1 protein-coding gene is annotated in these 470 nt (G+C 67.0%); it reads left to right on the plus strand.

What is annotated here, in order from left to right:
- Window positions 1-470, plus strand: a 470-nt coding sequence (locus EOA33_RS38340) for a P1 family peptidase (protein WP_190234555.1), incomplete at both ends; no start/stop codon positions are given.

The raw sequence follows: 470 nt of genomic DNA on the forward strand, positions 1-470 counted from the left end.
CTACCAAGCCGCGCAAGCGGCAGAGGCCGACTTTGCATTGGGCACGACCGGCGCCGGCACCGGCGCATTGACGTCGGGGCTCAAGGGCGGGCTGGGCTCGGCTTCGACCGTGCTCGAAAGCGGAATCACCATCGGCGCGCTCGCCGCCGTCAACCCAACCGGCTCCGTCACGGTGGGCAGGACCCGCTACTTCTGGTCAGCACCCTTCGAGATCGGCGACGAGTTCGGCGGTCTCGGCTATCCTTCGCCGATGCCCGCCGACGCAAGGAAGATCCTGTTGAAATACCGCGACAAGCAGTTCGGCGGCCAAGGGGATGCTGGCGGCAACACCACCATTGCCGTCATCGCCACCGATGCCATTCTGACCAAGGCCGGCGCCAAGCGACTGGCGATTTCGGCGCATGACGGCTTCGCGCGCGCCATCTGGCCGGCGCATACGCCTGCCGACGGCGATCTGGTCTTCGCACTGG

This window comes from Mesorhizobium sp. M4A.F.Ca.ET.050.02.1.1 (assembly GCF_003997725.1).
Taxonomy (GTDB): domain Bacteria; phylum Pseudomonadota; class Alphaproteobacteria; order Rhizobiales; family Rhizobiaceae; genus Mesorhizobium.